Raw genomic sequence first — 20,438 nt, forward strand, 5'->3', positions numbered from 1 at the left:
AGCTACCAAAAATCATATATTAAATCAAATTTAGTTATAATAAAACTTTTAAATTTGGAGCAGTTTTATGAAAAATATATTGATAGTTTGTGATGGAATTTTGGCTAAAAAATTTATAGAAACTATTGTAAAACTTAAAAATGTTCATCACAACTACGTTATAGTTTATAAAAGCGATAAGACCCTGCCAGAAGTTTTTTTCCCAGACAATATGGAGTTTTATCAGTTTGATCCTACAAGCAAGGAGCGACTCAGATCAGTTATCAATGGCGATTTTAGCCGTTTTATGATCATTTTAGATGATAAATTTGAAGCTCAAGTTGTCTATGAAAACTTACGAGATATACAGGCGCATAGAGATATTTTTATAGTTGATATGTGGAATGGGGCTTTAAAACTTAGAGCAAATGATGAGTTTGTTAAATTTATAGATATGACATCAATTATTTGCCAAAGACTTACTGGCTTTTTGCCCGACAATCCGATATTTGCTGACAATATTGGACTTGGTATTGGCGAGATTATGGAGGTTAAGGTTCCTGTAGGAAGCTCTTTTGCCTACAGAAAAGTTGGACTTTTTAATCAAAATAAATTTCAAATTCCACTTATTTACCGTCAAAATCGCTACATCATCACCAAAAGTCAGACAACTATCATGCCAAATGACTCACTTCTTTTAACAGGCGAGCCAGCCGCTCTTAAAAATATATTTAACGCTATAAAAAAGGAAAAAGGGCAGTTTCCATCGCCATATGGTATCAATATCTATCTTTTGATAGATCTAAAAGAGATGACAAGAAGCCGCTTTTCAAAGCTTATTCAAACAGCGCAGTATCTAAATGAAGTGCTTAAAAACCATCTTCTTTACATAAGAGTTATCAATCCTACGTTAAATGAGTATTTTGATGAGATAAAGAGCCTCTCTTTTAAAAATAGCTGTGAAGTGCTAGTTGATTATAAAAACACAACTGCCAATTTTATGGGGAGTGATATAAAGAGATTTAATATTGGCTTTGTTGTGGTTGAGAATGATTTTTTTGAAGAGTATAAAGAGAGCTTATATAGGGAAAATATCCCTGTGCTAACTCTTGGCGATGGTAATATAAAAGCGATAAAAAAAGGCATAATTGTAACAAATGATAGAAAAGACGCTCCTGAGTCGAGTGTTGTTTATGATGTTTGTGAGCAGTTTGGTATGGATATCTATCTTTACTATTATGACCAAAACATAATAAGCACAAAGGAGATTATCAAGCACTACAAAGAGCTTTCGGAGCTTTTTAAAAAGGAGCTAATCATAGTCGATAAAGAGGAAAATCCTATAAAAATACTTGAGAAGAAAAAGGATTTTTTACAGTTTATTCCGTTTACCAAAAAGATATTAAATAGAGGGCTTGCAGCTCCATTTATGAGAGATTTTGATCTGCTTTATTATGCTCTTAGATCAAACTATCAGCTCTTTATACCTTCATCTTATGAAATTTAAGGATATATATGGAAATTGCAATCAAGATAGAAAACAGAGCCAAAAAATATAGTGTTTTTATCAACACCAACAAAGAGATTATTTTAAAAGGAAAGTGTGCCATTGTAACTAATAAAACTATCTCTAAACTTTGGCTAGATGATATCAAACAAAGAGTAGAGTGTGGCTCTGTAGTAGTTATCGAGGTAGAAGATGGCGAAGAGTATAAAAATTTAGAGACCTTAAATTTCATATTGGAGAAGATGTTTGATGCAAGGCTTGATAGAGCAAGCGCTGTAGTTGCATTTGGTGGCGGAGTAGTAAGCGATATGGCAGGTTTTGCAGCAAGTATCTATCAAAGAGGGATAGACTTTATAACAGTTCCTACAACTTTACTCTCTCAAATCGATGCAAGTGTTGGCGGAAAAACGGGAATAAACAATAAATTTGGCAAAAACTTAATAGGCTCTTTTTATCAACCAAAGGCAGTTTATTGTGACTACAAATATCTCAAAACTCTCTCTAAAAGAGAGTTTAATGCAGGAGTTGCAGAGGCCATAAAGGTTGCTGTGATGTTTGATAGAGAGCTTTTTGCTTTTATGCAAGAGCATGAGCTTAAAAGTGAAGATGAGATTGCCTTTTTGGTTCAAAGGTGCGTTTCTATAAAAGCAGAAATAGTAAGACTTGATGAGAAAGAAAACGGCATAAGAGCGGTTCTAAACTATGGCCACACCTTTGCGCATGTCATAGAAAACAAAACAAATTATAAGAAATATCTTCACGGCGAGGCAGTTGCTATTGGCATTGTTATGGCAAATGAGCTTGCAGAGTCGCTTGGACTTATTAACAGGTATGAAAAAGAGCAAATTAGGGAGCTTTTGGCTAAATTTGAATTACCAACTCAGTTTAAAATAGAAGATGAAGAGAGCTTTTATGAGGCATTTTTTCTAGATAAAAAGAGTAAAAATAGCAAGATTAAATTTATATTACCAGAGGGCATTGGCGCTTTTAGAATGGTTGACAATCTAAAAAAAGAGCTAGTTTTAGAGGTCTTAAGAAGGTTTTTATGAGAGTATTTTTAGCTGTTTTATCTATATTTGTATTTTTGCACTCAGATGTAAGTTTGAGTAGCGATCTAAATTTGACCATTAGAGATGATCAAGTTACCAATTTAGAGATTGAAAAAAGAGTCTCAAGTTTGGAAAAAAAGATAGAGATTGGCAGAAGAGATATCATAAAAAATATTTGGTATGTTCGCTATAACAACTATAAAAATTTTCAAACTCTAACTTCAGAGCGAAATAGCTTAAAAGAGGAGCTTAGCAAAACTTATAAAAGCAATGTAAAAAAAGTAGAGATGTTAAACAAAAAGATAACTACCATCTCAGAGCAACTTGAAGTTTTGAAAGATTTTGAAATTTCGCCTACTGTTTCGCTCTTGCAACCGCCAGAGATTGCCATTGCGCCAAAGATTAAAAATCCATTCGACATAGTTTCAGGCTACAACCATATAAAATATCTCTTAAATCAAAGAGATGATTATAAAAATAAAGTTCTATCGCTAAGTGCATTGCTTGATGAGTTAAAAGAGCAAGAGTTGCTTTTAGAAGAGCTTTTGAGCTATAAAATGGTAGGCAATCCAGTAAAGCTAGAAAGCGAGCTTTTGATTATCAAAGAGCAGATAACTGATTTTGCCAGATCGCAAGAGTTTGCAAGTAGTGCGCTTAATGTTTTTGAAAAAAGAATAGATGAAAATGTTGAAGATATAAAAGTAGAGATAAGAAAACAGATAAAAAGAGCTATAAATTTAGCCATTGTTATCGCACTTGTTTTGCTCTTTGCGTTTTTGTTTAAATATACCTGCAAAAAGTATTTTAGAGATGATGAGCGGCTCTATACCATAAACAAATTTATAAATTTCACTCAAGTTTTTCTCATCATTACCATTGTTATCTTTGCCTATATCGAAAATGTAACCTACCTAATAACCGTGCTTGGCTTTGCATCGGCAGGTTTGGCTATCGCTATGAAAGATATGTTTATGTCTATACTTGGTTGGTTTGCCATAACATTTGGCGGCACTTTGCATGTTGGCGATAGGATAAAGGTAAGAAATGGCCCAACTGAAAACTTAGTTGGAGATATAATAGACATCTCGCTACTTCGCATAACTCTCTATGAAGATATTACACTTGCAACTTACACTGAGAGCAGAAGAGCTGGTCGAATTGTCTTTATACCAAATAACTATGTCTTTACGCAGATAATTGCAAACTACACTCACAGCGGCATGAAGACAGTTTGGGATGGTATAGATATACTTCTTACATTTGAGAGCAATCACACAAAAGCTGCCTATATCATCAAAAATATAGCGCGCAAATACTCCAAAGGCCACACCGATATTGCCAAAAAACAGATGGCAAAGCTTCGCAACAGATATAGCATAAAAAACTCCAATATAGAGCCGCGTATCTTTACCTTTTTTGAACCATATGGCATAAAGATAAGTGTTTGGTATATGACAAACTCTTATGCAACTTTGGCTCTTAGAAGCAACATATCAGGCGATATTTTAGAGGCTTTAAGAGCTGAAAAAGATATAGAGATAGCCTATCCATCGCAAACTTTATATAGAGGCGATAAGAAGAGTTTTCACTACAATGGCGAGCTTAAGATGGAGAGTGAGGCTTGAAAGTCTATTTTAAAACCTTTGGTTGTAGAACAAACATCTACGATAGCGAGTTTATGAAAAGTAAAGTAAAGAGCTATGAAGTTGTAGAAGATGAAACAGAGGCCGATATTGTTGTAGTTAACTCTTGCACTGTTACAAATGGCGCCAATAGTGATGTTAGAAACTACATCAACAGAGTAAAAAGGGTTGGCAAAAAAGTTTTAGTAACTGGATGTGGAGCTGTTGTTGAAAGAGAGCAATTTTTCAAAAATAGCGCTGTTTTTGGTCTATTTAGCCCATCAAAAAAGAGCAATATCGATGAGTTTTTGCAAAGAGAGAGTAAGTTTATAGAGATTGATAGCTCAAATACCATAGATAGCGAAGAGGTCTTTAACTATAGCACTCACTCAAAGGGATTTATCAAAATTCAAGAGGGGTGCAATTTTAACTGCTCATATTGCATAATTCCAGCCGCTAGAGGCAAAGCTAGAAGCAGTAGTTTGGAAAATATCTTATTGCAGGCAAATGCACTTGCACAAAATGGCTTTAGCGAGCTAGTCTTAACAGGGACAAATATCGGTAGTTATGGCAAAGATAGAGCAACTACACTTGCCAAACTATTAAAAGAACTTTCACTTATAAAAGGGATTAAGAGGATTAGGCTTGGTAGTTTAGAGCCCTCTCAAATAGATGATGAGTTTATGGAGATTTTGAGTGAGTCGTGGCTTGAAAAACATCTTCACATTGCACTTCAGCACACCGATGAAGAGATGCTTAAGATAATGAGACGAAGAAACAATGTAAAGAGAGATTTAGAGCTTTTTAATAAAATTGCCTCATATGGTTTTGGGCTTGGGACGGACTTTATTGTTGGACATCCAGGCGAGAGTGAGCAAATTTGGAGCAGGGCGGTTGAAAACTTTAAAAAATTTCCACTAACTCATCTTCACGCCTTTGTTTTTTCACGCAAAGATGGCACACATTCAGCAACTCTAAAGCAAGATGTCGATAAAAAAGAGGCAAAAAAGCGGCTAAATTTGCTTAAAAATATAGTAAAAGTCAATAATTATAACTTTAGAAAAGAGCATAAATTTCAATTGGAGGTTTTGATAGAGTCTAAAAAAGAGGGCTATTATAGCGGTTATGATCAGTTTTACAATAGAGTTTTTATAGAGTCGCAAAGTGAGCTTAAAGGTTGGCAAAGGATAGAAAACTATGAGATTAAATTTGAAGGAAATTTTGCAAAAATTTAGGCAAAGTCGCCTAAAGATAGTGGCAATTTTGTTTTTTATACTTATGTTGCTTGTTGGTTTTGTCTATTTTAGACAGACAGCTAGTTATATCAAATATGATCAATATGAAAAACTTTTGGAAAGTGGCACTATCAAAAAGGCGCTTATCATTAAGGATAGAGTCTATCTTTCTACTAGCAACGGGCAGTTTATCATACTAAAAGAGGCCATTGATATTGAGCGTCTTTGCAAAGAGGTAGCAGTGGTTTCTAAAGAGCCGATGAGTTTTGTACCATTTTTTGTAGTGGCTGGTTTTATTCTGTTGTTCATTCTTTTATATAAAAAAAGACCGCAAAGAGTGGATAAATTTATACCAAATAGCAGCTCTGGTGATGAGCACTACATCATAAATTATGCGATGAGTAGCGTGAAATTTAGCGATGTTGCAGGGATAAAAGAGCTTAAAGATGAGCTTTTTGAGATAGTTGATTTTATAAAAAATAGAAAAAAATATAGCAAACTAGGGATAAATTTACCAAAGGGAGTACTTCTCTTTGGACCGCCTGGAGTTGGTAAAACTCTCATTGCAAAAGCACTTGCTGGCGAAGCTGGAGTGCCGTTTTTTTATCAAAGTGGAGCCTCTTTTTCACAGACATATGTAGGAGTTGGCGCAAAAAGAGTAAGAGAACTTTTTGCAAGAGCAAAGAGCGAGGCACCATCAATTATCTTTATAGATGAGATTGACTCTGTTGGCAAGAGTAGGGGCGGCGATAGAAATGATGAGAGAGAGGCGACCTTAAACGAACTTTTGACTCAGATGGATGGCTTTGATGAAAACAGCGGCGTGTTAGTAGTTGCAGCAACCAATAAAATAGAGATGATTGATGAGGCGCTTTTAAGAGCGGGTAGATTTGATAGACATCTCTATCTTTTACTTCCTGATTTTAGCGATAGAAAGGAGATTTTACAAGTCCATTTAAGGGCTATAAATGCAAAGGTAGATCTTGACTATCTTGCTAAGATGAGTGTTGGTTTTAGCGGTGCGGCTATCGCTACATTTGTCAATGAAGCAGCAATTCATGCCTTTAGAAGAGGTGGGAACGAAGTTGTAGATAGCGATTTTGAAGCTGTTAAAAACAGAGTCTCTTTTGGCAAGAAAAAAAGTATAAATTTAAGCGAAGATGAGAAGAAGATCCAATCGATATATCAAGGGGCAAAAGCAGCTACCGCCTACATCTACAAAGTTCCATTTAACAAAATTAGTCTTTTTGAAGATGATTTTTTGCTACAAGATCGCCAAATCGAGTCACGTGAGTGGCTTGAAAAAAAGATAGAGGTTTTGTTAAGTGGCAGTGTGGCAATGAGAATTTTTAAAGATGATCTCTTTTCCAATGCAAGTAGCGACTTAAAAAAGGCCAAAGAGATTGCACAAAAAATGGTATTTGAGTATGGAATGGTGCAAATTGTTCCAAGTGATAAAGATGTTGAAAACTTGTTAAAAGAGTGCGAGAAAGCGCTCTTTGAGAGATTGCAAAAGTCCAAAGAGATTATTTTTGAAGTTTCTGAGATAATTTTTAGAGATGAAAAAATTAGTTTTGATGAGGTTAGCAGAGTTGTAAAGGAGCATGAGTGATAAAGATAGGCATTTTAACGCTAAGCGATAGAGCTAGCAAGGGTATTTATGAAGATAGGTCAGGAATGGCGATAAAAGAGCTACTTGATGAGTGGATTGTCAATGAAAAGAGCTATTTTTATGATGTTGTAAGTGATGAGTTTGATGAGATAGTTGAAAAGCTAAAGTGGCTAAGTGATGAGAAAAAGTGCGATCTCATCGTTACAACAGGCGGAACTGGACCTGCTTTACGAGATGTTACACCTGAGGCAACAACTGCAGTGTGTGATAAGATGATGCCCGGATTTGGTGAGCTTATGAGACAAGAGAGCCTTAAATTTGTCCCAACAGCGATACTTTCACGTCAAACTGCTGGAGTTAGAAAAAACTCACTCATAATCAATCTTCCTGGCAACCCAAAAGCGATAAGAGAGTGTTTGGAGCCTGTTTTTCCAGCTATTCCTTACTGCATAGACCTAATAGGCGGCGGATATATAAGAGCAGATGAGAGTAAGATAAAGATTTTTAGACCAAAGGGCAAATAGAGTTAAATTTAACTTAAAAAGTGGCTAAATTTGACTACTAAAAGTTAAAGCTCTCGCCAAGATAGTATTTTTTGACATCGGCATTGCTTGCTACTTCGCTAGAGCTTCCACTAAATAGTATCTGCCCATCTTTCATAACATAGGCTCTATCACAAATCGCCAAAGTTTCTCTAACATTGTGATCGGTTATCAAAACTCCAATTCCAAGATTTTTAAGATCTTTTACAATATTTTGAATATCGGCCACAGCTATAGGATCAACCCCCGCAAATGGTTCATCAAGAAGTAAGAAATTTGGCATAGCTATCAAAGCTCTAGCTATCTCACATCTACGCCTTTCACCGCCACTTAGGCTAACTCCAGCTCTTTTTCTTATGGGATCGATGTTTAAAAGAGAGAGCATCTCATCAATCTTTTCATTTACCATCTCTTTGTCTTTGTAAAAAATTTGCGCTGCTATAGTTAAGTTTTCTTCAACACTCAAGTCTTTAAAAATGCTACTTTCTTGCGGAAGATAGCCAATCCCAAGCTTTGCTCTTTTGTGAAGTGGCATTGATGTTATATCCTTGCCATCTAGCAATATCTTGCCACTACTTAGCGCTAGTAGGCCACAAATCATATAAAAAGTAGTAGTCTTGCCAGCGCCATTTGCACCAAGCAAACCAACAATCTCACTGCTTCCTATCTCTAAATTTATTCCCTTTATAATCTCTGTTTTTTTAATCTTTTTTTTGATATTTTTTACTTCAAGTTTATGGCTCATAGACTAAATACTCTCTTTTGTTTTGTTTTGATTTGATTTTTACTATTAGAGTTGGTAGTTCATATTTTTTTGCAAACTCAATGACTCTCTCATCTCCCCACTCAACGATATGAAGCCCATCTTCAAAAAAGTTTTCATACAATCCATTTTTGACAATTGCTTCGAAATCATTTTGATAAAGATCATAGTGAAAAAGAGTAAAATCATTGTTTTTATAACTTTGCATTATCGAAAATGTTGGAGAGGTAAGCTCTTGTTTGATTCCATTTTTAAGAGCTATTTTTTTAGCTAAAGTTGTCTTTCCGCTAGCAAGTGTCCCTTGCAAAATCAAAAGCCCCTCTTTTGGTAGGCTATCTACCAAAATATCAAGCTCATCAACTCCTAACTCAAAGCTCCTTGACATATCTATCCTGCTGTGATTTGGGTGTATTTTTGCCTGTTGGAATTGCTAAAACCTCAAATTTAAGCTCACGATCAAGCATTTTTATGGTGATAATGTCACCAACTTTGATCTCTTTGGCTGCTTTTGCTGTGACGTTGTTTATGGATACAACGCCACTTTTGCACATATCTTCGCTAACAGCACGTCTTTTTGTAATATTTACCACATTTAAAAATTTATCAACTCTCATGAGGTTGATTTTATCTAAATTTGTTTAAATTTCACTCCAAAAAGCACTTTTTGCTAAATGTAATTTGAAATTTATTAGTACTTATGAGGATTTTTTGTCTGTGGCATAGTAACATCACTGTTTTCTATATCATATGCACCGCCAAATCCTTTTACATATCTGCACTTTCCAAATTTAAGTCTAAATAGATCAAAATCTCTCATAGTTATGACCTGCTCGGCACCGCTTTGCTCTTTAAATTTAGCCACAAACTCAGTTGCAAATTTGGCAAATTCTTTGCTATCTCGCTCTATTTTTATAGCCTCGGCTCTAAAAGTGGCTCTTTTTCTAGCAAGTATTGTTTTGGCAGAGTGCTCATCTTCTAAAAATAAAATCGATATTTTATCTGGATTGCTAATGATATTTTCATAGTGGTCACTAACTTTGCTTATGTAGATGTAAAAGCTCTCATCTACTTTAGTAATGGTTGAGTAGCTAGCAAGTCCGTAGCCATCTTTTGAAACTGATGATATTATGACGCTTTTAAAAGAGTTGATAAATTTATCTAGTTCCTGTTTTATGACGCTATCTTTCTCTTTTTCTTCTATGGTAACTTTGTTCATTGTTATTCCCTTTGAGTTTATTAAGATAATTAATATCAAATTATAGAGCCGATTAGTTAATAAAAAATAAATTTATATTAAGACTAGATGTTGCTACAAAAGTTCTATTTTATCTTTATTTTATCTAAATTTCGCTACCATTTTAAGCAAATTTTAATCTAAGGAAAGCTCTATGAAAAAAGATGTTAAAAAGGTAGTTTTAGCCTATTCAGGCGGTCTTGATACAAGTGTTATTTTAAAATGGCTCGAAGATGAGTATAAGTGTGAAGTGGTGACTTTTACCGCAGACATCGGTCAAAATGAGGATTTAAAGCCAATCAAAGAAAAAGCACTAAAACTTGGCATTAAGGAAGAAAACATTTTTACGCTTGATTTAAAAGAGGAATTTGTAAAAGAGTTTGTTTTTCCTATGTTTAGAGCAAATGCTGTTTATGAGGGTGAATATCTGCTTGGAACATCAATTGCTAGGCCTTTGATAGCAAAACATCTTGTTGAAATTGCAGCAAAAACAGGAGCAGATGCTATAAGCCATGGAGCTACAGGCAAAGGAAATGATCAGGTTAGATTTGAGCTTGGAGCATACGCGCTTAATCCTGATATTAAAGTAATTGCACCTTGGAGAGAGTGGGATTTAAATAGCCGTGAAAAACTGCTTGATTTTGCACATAAAAATGGCATAAAAATAGAACAAAAAAAGGGAAAATCACCTTATTCTATGGATGCAAATTTACTTCATATCTCTTATGAAGGACTTATCTTAGAAGACCCAAACCACGCACCAGAACCTGATATGTGGCGATGGACAACAGATCCAAAAGATGCTCCAAATGAGAGTGAAGTCATAGAAATAGAGTATAAGCATGGCGATCCAGTTGCACTAAATGGCAAGAGTCTAACTCCTGCAAATATGTTAAGTGAGTTAAACAAACTTGGTGCAAAACACGGCATTGGACGACTTGATTTGGTTGAAAATCGCTATGTTGGTATGAAAAGTAGAGGTTGTTATGAAACTCCAGGTGGAACAATTATGCTTAAAGCTCACAGAGCTATTGAGAGCTTAACGCTTGATAGAGGTGCGGCTCATCTAAAAGATGAGATTATGCCAAAATATGCAGAGCTAATTTATAATGGTTTTTGGTTTAGCCCAGAAAGAGTTATGCTTCAAGCTTTGATTGATGAGAGTCAAAAGCATGTAAATGGCAAGGTTAGACTTGAGCTTTATAAAGGAAATGTTACCGTGCTTGGAAGAAGTAGCAAAAAAGATAGTCTATTTAACGCTAGTTTTAGCACATTTGAAGCCGATAATGTCTATAACCAAAAAGATGCTGAGGGCTTTATAAAACTAAATGCGTTAAGGTTTATAATTGCAGGTAAAAATGGAAGAAAAATATAATAAAGGATAGAGATGAAAGTATTACTTATAAAAGATGTAAAAGGGCTTGGAAGAGCTGGCGAGATAAAAGAGGTAAAAGATGGATATGGCAACAACTTTCTTATAGCTAGAGGTTTTGCCAAAGCCGCAACAAACGAGGTCTTAAGACAGTATGAGGCAGCTAAGAAAAGAGAGGCGCAAGAGCTAAAAGATGAAATTTCAAATTTGGAAAAATTGAAAAAAGAGCTAAAAGATGTTGTTGTAGTTGTCAAAAAGCCTGTTGGCGAGGGCGGAGCTCTGTTTGGTTCTGTTACAAAAGATGAGATAGCAAATGCTCTAAAAGAGCAGAAAAACTTTGATATAGATAAAAAAGCTATAGAGATTGATACTATAAGAAATGTAGGACTTTTTAATGTTGAGGCGAAATTTAAATATGGTATAAGTGCGCTTTTTAAGGTAGAAGTTAAAGGGGAGTGATGTTTGAAGCAACTACTATACTAGCTTATAAGGGCAAAAATGCCTCTGTAATTGGTGGCGATGGACAAGTTACCTTTGGAAATACAGTTTTAAAAGGTGGTGCTGTAAAGATTCGCAAAGTTGGAAAAGATGGTTCAGTATTGGCTGGTTTTGCAGGAAGTACAGCTGATGCTTTCAATCTTTTTGATATGTTTGAAAAGTGCCTTGATGCCGTAAAAGGCGATCTTTTAAGAGCAGCTGTTGAGTTTAGCAAAGAGTGGAGAAAAGATAAATACTTAAGAAAACTTGAAGCAATGATGTTGGTTTTGGATAGGAAACATCTTTTTTTACTAAGTGGAATGGGTGATGTGGTTGAGCCAGATGATGGTAAGATTGCCGCTATTGGAAGTGGTGGCAATTATGCACTTTCAGCTGCTAGAGCTTTGGATGAGTTTTCAAATTTAGATGAAAAAAAGCTTGTAGAGGAGAGTTTAAAAATAGCAGGAAATATCTGTATCTACACCAACACCAACATAAAAATACTTGCGATAAAGGACTAAAATGTTATTGCCAAAGCAGATAGTAGAAAAACTTGATGAGTATATCATAGGGCAAGATGAGGCAAAAAGAGTCATCGCTGTAGCGCTTAGAAATAGATATAGAAGAATGCAGCTAGAAGATGAGATGAGAAATGAGATCATCCCTAAAAATATCCTGATGATAGGCTCAACTGGCGTTGGAAAAACAGAGATTGCTAGACGACTTTCAAAGCTTTTTGGTCTTCCTTTTATAAAAGTTGAAGCTAGTAAATATACTGAAGTTGGCTTTGTAGGGCGCGATGTTGAAAGCATGGTAAGAGATCTTGCAAAAGAGGCTTTAAATTTGGTAAAAGATGAAGAGATGGAGAAAAACAGAGATAAGATCGATGAATATGTCCAAAAAGAGATACTCAAAAAACTTCTTCCTCCGCTTCCAAAAGGTGCAAGTGATGAGAAGTTGCAAGACTATGAAAAAAGCTATCAAAAGATGGTTGAAAAGTTGCAAAATGGAGAGCTTGATCTGTTAGATATCAAGATAGAGGTAAGTCAAAATATCTTCGAACAAAATCCAAATTTACCGCCAGAGATGGCAAATATGCAGGAGAGCTTCATCAAAGTTATTGGCATTAGCAATAAAAAGGTAGAAAAAGAGGTAAAGATAGCTGAGGCAAAAAAGCTTCTTAGAAGCGAAGCAAGTGAAAATATCCTTGATATGGAGCTTTTAAAAGAGGAGGCACTTAAAAGAGCGAGAGAAAACGGCATTATTTTTATAGATGAGATTGATAAAATTGCAGTTTCTAACTCTGTTCAAAGTAGGCAAGATCCTAGCAAAGAGGGAGTTCAAAGAGATCTGCTTCCGATAGTTGAGGGCAGCAACGTAAATACAAAATTAGGAGTTATTCCAACAGATCACATTTTATTTATCGCTGCAGGGGCGTTTCATATGAGCAAGCCAAGCGATTTGATACCTGAACTTCAAGGTAGATTTCCTTTAAGAGTGGAGTTAAAGAGTCTTGATTCTAAAGCATTGGCGCTTATTTTATCAAAGCCAAAAAACTCACTTCTAAAGCAATATATCGCACTTTTAAAAACTGAAAATATAGATATAGAGTTTAGTAAAGATGGTATAGAGGTCATTGCAGAGCTTGCAGCAAAAGCCAACCAAAAGATCGAAGATATCGGCGCTAGAAGACTTCACACTATCATGGAAAAACTTCTTGAAGATATAAGTTTTGACGTAGAGAGCTATCAAAACAAAAAGGTAACAATAGACGCAGATTTTGTTAAAAGTAAGCTAGAAGATGTTGTAGAGGATGTCGATATTGCAAAATATATTCTTTAGGGCAAAAAGATGAGTAAAAGTGGTTTTGTCTCACTAATAGGGCGAACAAATGCGGGCAAGAGTTCGCTTATTAACTATCTTTTAGGGCAAAAAATTTGCATGGTTTCGCACAAACAGAATGCAACTAGAAGAAAAATTACAGCTATTGTGATGCATGATGAGGCTCAAATCATCTTTAGTGATACGCCAGGTCTTCATGAGAGTAACAAAACTCTCAATAAAGCGATGGTTGAGCTTGCTTTGGGCTCAGTGATAGATGCTGATTTAGTGCTATTTTTGGCAGTTTGTCACGATGATGTTAAAAATTATGAGAAGTTTTTAGCCAAATTTCCAACTCAAAAACATATCTTAGTCCTAACCAAAATTGATGAGATGGATGAGAAAAAACTCTTTCAAAAGATAGGCGAGTATTCTAAATTTGATGATAAATTTTTGGCTTTAGTTCCAGTAAGTATAAAAAAACAGGCCTATAGAAAGATTTTATTAGATGAGATAGTAAAACATATCGATGAAAATCCATACTTCTATCCGCCTGAGTTTATTAGCACAAAAACGACAAAAGAGATTTATAGAGATCTTATCCTTGAGGCAGTTTTTGACTCTTTGAGTAGTGAGATTCCCTATGCGGTCGATGTTATGGTGGATAAAGTAGAGGATAAAGATGAGATAGTAGTTATCTATGCAACCATCATCACATCAAATGAAAATCATAAAAAAATGGTGATTGGCAAAGATGGAGGCACCATAAAACGTGTTGGAATAAGAGCCAAAAAACTCATTTGTAAATTTGAAGAGAGAAAAATTTATCTAAATTTGACTGTTAAGGTAAAAAAAATGTGGAATATTGATGAAAATTTGATAAAAAAAGAGTTTGTTTATTGACTTTTTATCGATATTTAATTAATCTATGACAATTTTTAAATTAGTCTTAGAAAGTAGTATGAATAATGGCAAAAAAGTTAAAAAATATGGCAATTGTCTCTATAAATAGAGTAAGTGGCGATTCCTTTAAACTTGACGGCAATAAGCTAAGCTCCTTTAACATCACAAAGGCAAATAGCTCGAAAGAATTTTATATCTCCTATATCAGCAACAACAATGTCACAACTGCTCATGTTGAGATACCAAAAACAACACCTGCAGAAGAGATAGACAATATGATTATTGTTGAGACTTATAAAGAGCTTTCACTAGATCCTGAAGCTGATTATAAGATAGTCTATACTCAATCAGACAGCCAATCTCCTGACAATCAATACTTCAACGTATTTGTTGTAAATAATGATATTTTGGTCAATGACCTGTATCCGGTTGTTTCAAACACAGGATATATCGACTATCTTGCATATGCACCATTTTTGGTAGGCGCTCTTTATAAAAGAGGAGTTTTGCAAGCCAATGAGTGCGACTGCTTTATCTACTTCCAAAAAAATGATGCTTTTTTGGTTGTATATAAAAATGGAGAGTATTTTCAAACAAGAAATGTTAGGTTCAACCTAAAATACATCTGCGATAAGTTTTCTGAATTAACAGGCAATCGTGTTGATGAAAATGATTTTTACGCCATGCTTAAAAAAGATGGTATCAACTTTGAAAATCCAATGGAAAGAGACTCTCTTATAGATATATTCAATGATATATTTATCTACATAGGAGATATTATAAACAGTATCTCAAAGGTCTATAAAACTCAGATTAAAAATGTCTTTATAGGTAGCGATATTGGTAGTATAAATGGTGTTGAGATATTTGTAGAAGATAGGCTTGCACTTACTTATAAGTCGTTTGATTTTGATATAGCAGTCAATACTAAAGACTTTGAGATAACTCAGCTAGATATGCTTATGATGCTTGCGGCCCAAAGCTACCTTGCAGAGCCAGATGATGAGTTTAACTTCTCTACATTTTTAAGACCACCTCCTTTTATGAAAAGAGACAGTGGTAAGCTTTTTGCGGCTGTTGGAGCGGGAATTTTGATTGGTGTTTCAATGCCTATATATTGGTATGGATTTGGCTATTTCAACCTTCTTCAAACAGAGAAAAAAGAGGTTGAGTTGTCAGCTGCAACAAATGAAAAAAATAGAATTGAAAGAGCTCTTTCAAATTTAGATAACGAAATTAAAGCTGTTATGAAAAAATCCGATGGTCAAAAGGCTATTTTGGATGACAAAAAACTAAGGCTTACAGAGATACATGGCAAGAAGATGAACTATCCTATGAAAGCAAGCGCTCTTTATGATATGTCCAACTTTGTAACAAGCCATTATGGACAACTCAGCGGCATAAATGTAAATTCAAACTCACTTAGTTTCTATGTCAAAACAGACACAGATGAAAAGATGACAGAACTTTTAAAGAGTATAAGCAAGTCATCTAAGTATTATGTCACTACAAAACTTATCTCTCAAGATGATAACAATATCACATCACAACAATATGAGAGTAACATCACATTACAGATAGTGGAGCGAGCAAAATGAAAAATATGTCAGTATTAGACAAAATAGACAACTATTTTGAATTTAAAAAAGAGAGTGAAGTAAAGCTCTATTTTGGTATGGCCGCTCTTCTTGCAACAGGACTTATCTATCTTCTTGCTTGGGCAGATGCAGAGAGTTATTATGATGACAGACTTTCTGAGCTTACCACAGTAACTGCCAATCTTGAAAAGGTCAATAGCTTTTTGACAAGCACTGATATAAGTGGACCTGGAAGAAATGATAGAAATTTTGCCATAAACAAAAAGAAAGAGGCGCTTGCAGCACAGCAAGAGAGACTTACTACTTTGATAGATGGCAATATCTATTTTGATGATAGACTAAAAGAGGTTTCTACTGTAACATACAATGAGCAAAATTGGGCTAAATTTCTAAATGATCTCTCTGCAGATGCGAAAAAATATGGTGTCAAAATTCACTCAATTCTCTCTGATGAAAGAGAGCCAGAGCCAGGAAAAGTTGAGCAGATATTAAATGTAAATGTAAATTTGACAGCTGATTTTAAGAGTCTTTTAAAATATATCAATGCCATCGAAGAGTCGCAAATGGTTGTCGATATAAATGGTATAGATATTGTTGAAGAAAATGGGATACTTAACGGAGAGCTTAATATCTCCTTATGGGGCATAAAATATGAGCAGAGCCAAAAGGGTGGTGCACAATGAAAAAATTAGCTTTACTGTTTTTAATACTTTTTAATTCAGCCTTTCTTTTTGCCAATGATGAGGTTGAAAAAGAAATTTACGATCAAAAATTTAAAGATCTAAGTCAAAAGCGTGTTGGGTTAGATCCTAAAAAGATTGATGAGATGATAGATCCATTCCCAGCAAAAGCACTTGCTATTGATGAGAGCGATCAAGAGGAGAGAACCTTTATACTTTATGCTATATTTGGTGAAAGAGTCAAGATAAATGAGCGTTGGTATGAAAAAGGCGATAAGATTAATGGCTACAAAATAGAAAAAATTGGTAGAAATTTTGCTATTATAACAAACGGAATCGAAGAAAAAATATTGAAATTAAATCAAGGAAGTAAAAATGTTAAAATCACTCATAACTAAATACCTCAAAGGAGTTCTCCTTGCCATGTTGCTAGTTGGTTCACTAGCATATAGTGATGATGAGATGGATTGTTCAAAAAAGCTTTTTGATATGCAGATTTCTGAAGGTACTACAATAAACGACATATTACTTCAATTTTCTGACAAATGTCAATTTAGTATAGTTACAAAAGATGTAATGGCTGCCAAAGACTTGCAAAAACCACTTAGTGGAATAAGTATCAAGCAACGAACATTGCGAGGTGTTTTTGATATTATTCTTTTGCAAAACAACATAAACTACAGCTACAAAGATGAGATTTTACAACTTTCATCTATCTTTACTAAAAGCTTTAAGATTGATTACATCACCTCCAAAAGAGATGCAACTGCTACAGTAAGATCAAGCGTTGAAAGCACTCAAAGCACAGGCGGTGAGGGTAGTGGCTCAAGTAGTAGTGACAACGAGATAACCTCTGTTGAGAGCTTTGACTTTTGGGAGACAATTGGTCAGCAAATTGGTTCAGTTTTAAATAGCGGTGCAGAAGACTATAAAGCTCCAGAGCCAATAGTCAATCCAAACGCAGGATTGGTAACTGTAACTGCTACTAAGTCTCAAATGGACAGAGTAGAAAAATACATAGCAGATCTTCAAAAAAGACTCAAAAGACAGGTTATGCTTGATGTTTCAATCATCTCTGTTAACCTTAAAAATGAGTATAAAACAGGAATTGACTGGTCTAAATTTGAGCTTGGTTTTGACTCTGTATTAAATGCTGGATATAAAGATAGCAAGAAAAAAGCAGTTGATTCTGGTGGTGGATATTGGACAATAGACTCCAATTTGAAATTTAACATTAATGGTATGATGAATTTCCTTGAAGAGGCAGGCAATTCAAAGATGATTTCTAGTCCAAAGGTTTTGACACTTCACAACCAACCAGCACTCATCTCTGTTGGAGCCAATATAAACTATCTTTTAACTACCTCTTCTAAGACAACAGGCTCTACTACAGAGACAGAGACAAGTAGCGAGCAATACACCACATTTGTTGGTATTTTGCTAAATATCTTGCCTGAGATTTCAGATGACAACAGAATAATGCTAAGAATCAATCCATCACTTAGTGACTTTTTAAATCAAGATGATAAGCTAGTAGGACAAAGAACTATTGCTCCAGATACAAGAGAGAGCAAACTTTCTACAGTAGCATATGTAAATGATGGTGATACTGTGATTTTAGGTGGATTGATAGAAGAATCAAAAGGTAAAGATAACACAAATGTTCCAATATTAAGCTCAATTCCTCTTGTTGGTAACCTTTTCAAATCTACAAAAGATGCAAATAGCGTAACTGAGCTTGTTTTTGTTATAACTCCAAAAATAGTTCATAACTCAATGCCTATAAGTGAATCTTTAAGAGAGTTAGGTTTTTCTAAATCACTATATGAATAAAAATAGCTATACACTTATAAAAGAGATTTTTATTGAAAACAACGAGATTGGCGATTTCGTCAATCTCGACAAATCAAGGCTTGCATATCACAAAATCCTAAATGCCTTGCAAAAGCCTCTCAAACTCATACTTTTTTATGGCAAACCTGGAAGTGGGAAGACTTTCTTGCTTCATAAAATAAAGGCAGACTTAGACAAAAAACTAAAAATTGTCTTTTTTCCACAGCCCTTTTTTGATGAAGAGGAGTTTTTTACAGAGATCTTTTATCAAATTTTTGAGATAAAGCCAAAAGAGAGATTGAGCGACTATGCTACTTTTATAAGGGTCTATAAAGAGATGCTAGAGCTAAAAGAAAATAGCTTTTTAGGAGTTGATAAGGTTGTGATACTACTTGACGAAGCACAACTCTATCCGCCAAATTTGATAGAAAAAATCCGTCTTATGGCAGACACTAGACTTTTTAAATTTCTATTTACGGTTCATAAAACTGCCCAAGAAGATCTCTTGGCAAAGGATTATTTTAAAACTAGAATTTGGGAGAGTATTGAGCTTCCAACATCAACTCTTAATGAGCTAAAACTTTACATCGAAAAAAAGCTTCTCATACATAGCTTTCACGGCTATTATGCAATGTATGATGAAGATAATTTCAATCTCATCTATACTCTAACAGAGGGAAATTTAAGAAATTTAAACAAACTTTTATATAAGCTTTATGAGCTTTTTGAGTATTATGAAGAGTATGAGCCAACATTTATAAATCCTGTTGGCATAAATCACAAAACCATTGAGATGGCTGCAATAAGTGCGGGGTTGATAGATGCTTGATCATTTTGAAGTAATAGAGCTAGAGAAAAAATGGCAAGAGTTTGATAAGAGTAGGCAAAAAAAGAGTTTGCTAAAAGACTCTTTTTCTTCTATACGAATTGATAAATTTACCTTTGTTTTAATAGCTATTATTGGAGTTGGACTTGGATCTATATTTTGGCTACTTTATGGTGGAAACTCCACTATAAAAGAGTCGAATTTAGTAGCAACAAAGATAGAGCAAAATACCACAAATGAGTCAAAAAATGAGACTAAAGATCTTAAATTTGAGAGTGAAAAAAGAGTTAAAAAAAGCGATACAAGAGAGTATCTTAGCTTAAATGATATCGGAATAAAATCAAGCATTGATTCTGGAGGCTTTAGTTTTCAAGATAGCAATGCCAAACAAAACCTCTCTTCGCAGAGTGAATCAGCAGTAATGAGCGAAGAGTTTATTGACTTTGGTAACCCACCAAATCCACCAAGCAAAAACTCTGCAATTAACAGATCATCTACTGCCAAGAAAAAGCCAATTATAAAGATAGAAAGCACCTCTATAAAGCAGTCAAATTTAACTCTAGAACAGCGATTTGAAGCAACTAGAAGTATAGAATATGCCATTGAAATTGCACAAAAAAGTTACGATAGTAATGAGTATGGCAAAGCAATAAAATGGGCACTTATTGCAAATGATATTGACAAAAATAGCATTGATAGCTGGGTTATATTTGCCAAATCAAACTATAAAATTGGTAGAAAAAACGACGCGATAACTGCACTAAAAGCCCTTAGCTCAAGGGTTAAGAGTGAAAATATCATCGCTCTTATCGCTAAGATGGAAGATGGGACTTTCAAATGAAAAAGTTAGTCATCCTGCTTTTTACCCCTCTTTTTTGCTTTGGAAATGATGTGAATATTGATGATGTAAAAGACTGGATAGCGGCTGGTCAATATAGTAGAATTTGCAAAGATAACGTTAGAAAGCTTTTTGTAGAGCAAAAAAATAGCACCGTAGCAAACATCTATGCAAAAGCTTGTCTAAAACTCGACAAAATCAATGAACTAATCATTCCAATAACAATGCTCTATGAAGATAGGGCATCAAGAGAAAATGCTGCAATCTATGCAACGATTTTATATCAAAAAAAATTGCTCTATTTTGCTATAATCGACAATTATGATATAAGCTATATACAAACTCCAAAAATAGAGTATATACTCTCTTATATTTTTGATAAATTTGTTGCAAAAGAGTATGAGCTTAAAGAGAACAGATATCACTTTATCTTAAATGACGATCTAAGATGTGAGCTATTTATAGAAGATGACAGCGGTATCAAAAAATTAAAATTAGAAATTTATGACAATGATAGGCTAGTTTCAACTAAGGTCTATTGGTAGGG

At 34.6% G+C, this 20,438-nt stretch carries 22 protein-coding genes; 18 read left to right on the forward strand and 4 right to left on the reverse strand.

What is annotated here, in order from left to right:
- Positions 1-67 precede the first annotated feature (67 nt).
- The 6 genes from Q0X52_RS04525 to mog are packed head-to-tail and all read left to right on the forward strand — an operon-like array spanning position 68 to position 7,528.
- Positions 68-1,486, forward strand: a complete 1,419-nt coding sequence (locus Q0X52_RS04525) for a TrkA C-terminal domain-containing protein (protein WP_297575413.1) — start codon at positions 68-70, stop codon at positions 1,484-1,486.
- Positions 1,487-1,494: 8 nt separating this feature from the next.
- Complete coding sequence (gene aroB / locus Q0X52_RS04530; protein WP_297575416.1) at positions 1,495-2,535, forward strand: 3-dehydroquinate synthase; 1,041 nt, start codon at positions 1,495-1,497, stop codon at positions 2,533-2,535.
- Entirely contained in the window at positions 2,532-4,160 is a 1,629-nt protein-coding gene (locus Q0X52_RS04535; protein ID WP_297575417.1) for a mechanosensitive ion channel domain-containing protein, read from the forward strand. The genes aroB and Q0X52_RS04535 overlap by 4 nt, the downstream gene beginning before the upstream one ends.
- Positions 4,157-5,392, forward strand: a complete 1,236-nt coding sequence (gene mtaB / locus Q0X52_RS04540; protein WP_297575419.1) for a tRNA (N(6)-L-threonylcarbamoyladenosine(37)-C(2))-methylthiotransferase MtaB — start codon at positions 4,157-4,159, stop codon at positions 5,390-5,392. Before Q0X52_RS04535 ends, mtaB begins: the two co-directional genes overlap by 4 nt.
- Positions 5,355-7,004: an AAA family ATPase gene (locus Q0X52_RS04545; RefSeq protein WP_297575421.1), complete on the forward strand. Its 1,650-nt coding sequence runs from the start codon at positions 5,355-5,357 to the stop codon at positions 7,002-7,004. The genes mtaB and Q0X52_RS04545 overlap by 38 nt, the downstream gene beginning before the upstream one ends.
- Positions 7,001-7,528 (forward strand): molybdopterin adenylyltransferase, encoded by a 528-nt coding sequence (mog, locus tag Q0X52_RS04550; RefSeq protein WP_297575423.1) that lies wholly within the window; start codon positions 7,001-7,003, stop codon positions 7,526-7,528. The genes Q0X52_RS04545 and mog overlap by 4 nt, the downstream gene beginning before the upstream one ends.
- A 37-nt stretch (positions 7,529-7,565) precedes the next feature.
- Here the strand turns inward: mog and lptB are convergent, their stop codons facing one another.
- From lptB to Q0X52_RS04570, 4 genes are all read right to left on the reverse strand, one after another.
- Entirely contained in the window at positions 7,566-8,291 is a 726-nt protein-coding gene (lptB, locus tag Q0X52_RS04555) for an LPS export ABC transporter ATP-binding protein (protein WP_297575425.1), read from the reverse strand.
- Complete coding sequence (tsaE, locus tag Q0X52_RS04560; protein WP_297575427.1) at positions 8,281-8,694, reverse strand: tRNA (adenosine(37)-N6)-threonylcarbamoyltransferase complex ATPase subunit type 1 TsaE; 414 nt, start codon at positions 8,692-8,694, stop codon at positions 8,281-8,283. Before tsaE ends, lptB begins: the two co-directional genes overlap by 11 nt.
- The gene (locus Q0X52_RS04565; RefSeq protein ID WP_297575429.1) at positions 8,678-8,923 is read right to left on the reverse strand and encodes an RNA-binding S4 domain-containing protein; all 246 of its coding nucleotides are present in this window, start codon (positions 8,921-8,923) and stop codon (positions 8,678-8,680) included. The genes tsaE and Q0X52_RS04565 overlap by 17 nt, the downstream gene beginning before the upstream one ends.
- Before the next feature lie 74 nt (positions 8,924-8,997).
- Positions 8,998-9,525, reverse strand: a complete 528-nt coding sequence (locus tag Q0X52_RS04570; protein ID WP_297575431.1) for a pyridoxamine 5'-phosphate oxidase family protein — start codon at positions 9,523-9,525, stop codon at positions 8,998-9,000.
- A gap of 172 nt (positions 9,526-9,697) precedes the next feature.
- Between Q0X52_RS04570 and Q0X52_RS04575 the strand changes: the two genes are divergently transcribed.
- The 12 genes from Q0X52_RS04575 (at position 9,698) to Q0X52_RS04630 (ending at position 20,436) form a co-directional block, all read left to right on the forward strand.
- Positions 9,698-10,918, forward strand: coding sequence for an argininosuccinate synthase (locus Q0X52_RS04575; RefSeq protein WP_297575433.1), 1,221 nt, complete (start codon positions 9,698-9,700; stop codon positions 10,916-10,918).
- Between the two features lie 12 nt (positions 10,919-10,930).
- Positions 10,931-11,374 (forward strand): 50S ribosomal protein L9, encoded by a 444-nt coding sequence (rplI, locus tag Q0X52_RS04580; RefSeq protein ID WP_297575434.1) that lies wholly within the window; start codon positions 10,931-10,933, stop codon positions 11,372-11,374.
- Complete coding sequence (gene hslV, locus Q0X52_RS04585; protein ID WP_297575436.1) at positions 11,374-11,913, forward strand: ATP-dependent protease subunit HslV; 540 nt, start codon at positions 11,374-11,376, stop codon at positions 11,911-11,913. Before rplI ends, hslV begins: the two co-directional genes overlap by 1 nt.
- A 1-nt stretch (position 11,914) precedes the next feature.
- Complete coding sequence (gene hslU, locus Q0X52_RS04590; protein WP_297575437.1) at positions 11,915-13,234, forward strand: HslU--HslV peptidase ATPase subunit; 1,320 nt, start codon at positions 11,915-11,917, stop codon at positions 13,232-13,234.
- A 9-nt stretch (positions 13,235-13,243) separates the two neighbouring features.
- Positions 13,244-14,116 carry a GTPase Era gene (era, locus tag Q0X52_RS04595; protein WP_297575439.1) on the forward strand — a complete coding sequence of 291 codons (873 nt, stop codon included), beginning with the start codon at positions 13,244-13,246 and terminating at the stop codon, positions 14,114-14,116.
- A 65-nt stretch (positions 14,117-14,181) separates the two neighbouring features.
- A complete protein-coding gene (locus tag Q0X52_RS04600) occupies positions 14,182-15,714 on the forward strand; it encodes a hypothetical protein (protein WP_297575441.1) in 1,533 nt (510 codons plus the stop codon).
- Positions 15,711-16,397, forward strand: coding sequence for a hypothetical protein (locus Q0X52_RS04605; protein WP_297575444.1), 687 nt, complete (start codon positions 15,711-15,713; stop codon positions 16,395-16,397). The genes Q0X52_RS04600 and Q0X52_RS04605 overlap by 4 nt, the downstream gene beginning before the upstream one ends.
- Positions 16,394-16,792: a hypothetical protein gene (locus Q0X52_RS04610; RefSeq protein WP_297575446.1), complete on the forward strand. Its 399-nt coding sequence runs from the start codon at positions 16,394-16,396 to the stop codon at positions 16,790-16,792. Before Q0X52_RS04605 ends, Q0X52_RS04610 begins: the two co-directional genes overlap by 4 nt.
- Before the next feature lie 25 nt (positions 16,793-16,817).
- Positions 16,818-18,227 (forward strand): pilus (MSHA type) biogenesis protein MshL, encoded by a 1,410-nt coding sequence (gene mshL, locus Q0X52_RS04615; RefSeq protein ID WP_297575447.1) that lies wholly within the window; start codon positions 16,818-16,820, stop codon positions 18,225-18,227.
- Positions 18,220-19,056: an ATP-binding protein gene (locus Q0X52_RS04620; protein WP_297575449.1), complete on the forward strand. Its 837-nt coding sequence runs from the start codon at positions 18,220-18,222 to the stop codon at positions 19,054-19,056. Before mshL ends, Q0X52_RS04620 begins: the two co-directional genes overlap by 8 nt.
- Positions 19,049-19,894: a CDC27 family protein gene (locus Q0X52_RS04625; RefSeq protein ID WP_297575451.1), complete on the forward strand. Its 846-nt coding sequence runs from the start codon at positions 19,049-19,051 to the stop codon at positions 19,892-19,894. Before Q0X52_RS04620 ends, Q0X52_RS04625 begins: the two co-directional genes overlap by 8 nt.
- Entirely contained in the window at positions 19,891-20,436 is a 546-nt protein-coding gene (locus tag Q0X52_RS04630) for a hypothetical protein (protein WP_297575453.1), read from the forward strand. The genes Q0X52_RS04625 and Q0X52_RS04630 overlap by 4 nt, the downstream gene beginning before the upstream one ends.
- Positions 20,437-20,438 lie beyond the last annotated feature (2 nt).

The sequence above is a fragment of the uncultured Campylobacter sp. genome, assembly GCF_947255105.1.
Taxonomy (GTDB): Bacteria; Campylobacterota; Campylobacteria; order Campylobacterales; family Campylobacteraceae; genus Campylobacter_B.

What these genes read in the sequence shown, in the direction of transcription:
- Q0X52_RS04525 (WP_297575413.1), top strand. Translation starts at nt 68, where the DNA reads ATGAAAAATATATTGATAGTTTGTGATGGAATTTTGGCTAAAAAATTT.
- aroB (WP_297575416.1), top strand. Translation starts at nt 1,495, where the DNA reads ATGGAAATTGCAATCAAGATAGAAAACAGAGCCAAAAAATATAGTGTT.
- Q0X52_RS04535 (WP_297575417.1), top strand. Translation starts at nt 2,532, where the DNA reads ATGAGAGTATTTTTAGCTGTTTTATCTATATTTGTATTTTTGCACTCA.
- Q0X52_RS04545 (WP_297575421.1), top strand. Translation starts at nt 5,355, where the DNA reads ATGAGATTAAATTTGAAGGAAATTTTGCAAAAATTTAGGCAAAGTCGC.
- lptB (WP_297575425.1), bottom strand. Translation starts at nt 8,291, where the DNA reads ATGAGCCATAAACTTGAAGTAAAAAATATCAAAAAAAAGATTAAAAAA.
- tsaE (WP_297575427.1), bottom strand. Translation starts at nt 8,694, where the DNA reads ATGTCAAGGAGCTTTGAGTTAGGAGTTGATGAGCTTGATATTTTGGTA.
- Q0X52_RS04565 (WP_297575429.1), bottom strand. Translation starts at nt 8,923, where the DNA reads ATGAGAGTTGATAAATTTTTAAATGTGGTAAATATTACAAAAAGACGT.
- Q0X52_RS04570 (WP_297575431.1), bottom strand. Translation starts at nt 9,525, where the DNA reads ATGAACAAAGTTACCATAGAAGAAAAAGAGAAAGATAGCGTCATAAAA.
- Q0X52_RS04575 (WP_297575433.1), top strand. Translation starts at nt 9,698, where the DNA reads ATGAAAAAAGATGTTAAAAAGGTAGTTTTAGCCTATTCAGGCGGTCTT.
- rplI (WP_297575434.1), top strand. Translation starts at nt 10,931, where the DNA reads ATGAAAGTATTACTTATAAAAGATGTAAAAGGGCTTGGAAGAGCTGGC.
- hslV (WP_297575436.1), top strand. Translation starts at nt 11,374, where the DNA reads ATGTTTGAAGCAACTACTATACTAGCTTATAAGGGCAAAAATGCCTCT.
- hslU (WP_297575437.1), top strand. Translation starts at nt 11,915, where the DNA reads ATGTTATTGCCAAAGCAGATAGTAGAAAAACTTGATGAGTATATCATA.
- era (WP_297575439.1), top strand. Translation starts at nt 13,244, where the DNA reads ATGAGTAAAAGTGGTTTTGTCTCACTAATAGGGCGAACAAATGCGGGC.
- Q0X52_RS04600 (WP_297575441.1), top strand. Translation starts at nt 14,182, where the DNA reads ATGGCAAAAAAGTTAAAAAATATGGCAATTGTCTCTATAAATAGAGTA.
- Q0X52_RS04605 (WP_297575444.1), top strand. Translation starts at nt 15,711, where the DNA reads ATGAAAAATATGTCAGTATTAGACAAAATAGACAACTATTTTGAATTT.
- Q0X52_RS04610 (WP_297575446.1), top strand. Translation starts at nt 16,394, where the DNA reads ATGAAAAAATTAGCTTTACTGTTTTTAATACTTTTTAATTCAGCCTTT.
- mshL (WP_297575447.1), top strand. Translation starts at nt 16,818, where the DNA reads ATGTTGCTAGTTGGTTCACTAGCATATAGTGATGATGAGATGGATTGT.
- Q0X52_RS04620 (WP_297575449.1), top strand. Translation starts at nt 18,220, where the DNA reads ATGAATAAAAATAGCTATACACTTATAAAAGAGATTTTTATTGAAAAC.
- Q0X52_RS04625 (WP_297575451.1), top strand. Translation starts at nt 19,049, where the DNA reads ATGCTTGATCATTTTGAAGTAATAGAGCTAGAGAAAAAATGGCAAGAG.
- Q0X52_RS04630 (WP_297575453.1), top strand. Translation starts at nt 19,891, where the DNA reads ATGAAAAAGTTAGTCATCCTGCTTTTTACCCCTCTTTTTTGCTTTGGA.